This window comes from Aliivibrio sp. S10_S31 (assembly GCF_014694495.1).
In the GTDB taxonomy this organism is placed as follows: Bacteria; Pseudomonadota; Gammaproteobacteria; order Enterobacterales; family Vibrionaceae; genus Aliivibrio; species Aliivibrio fischeri.
Genome location: NZ_JAAUWR010000167.1, coordinates 1 through 246 on the forward strand (window position 1 = coordinate 1; position 246 = coordinate 246).

Here is a 246-nt window from a genome sequence, read left to right on the forward strand (position 1 = left end):
CCGTATAACAAAGCAATCAACACGATTTATTACATTCGGCGTTGTAGGTTTGTCTTTGGTTTCGGTGTTTAAGGCGGTAAAATTCAGCTAAGCCGTCGTAGTAATAAACGTGTTATTGCGGCGTTATATGCAAGGAGGCATTATGAGAAAAGCTTATCTGTTCGATTGGGGTGACACTTTAATGGTCGATTTTCCAAATACTCAAGGAAAAATGTGTAATTGGGAAACAGTTCAAGCTGTAGATGG

General features: G+C 39.4%; 1 pseudogene. It reads left to right on the forward strand.

The features are described 5' to 3' along the window. Window positions 1-142: 142 nt before the first annotated feature. Window positions 143-246, forward strand: a pseudogene (locus HC728_RS20040) (HAD family hydrolase); the annotation flags it as partial.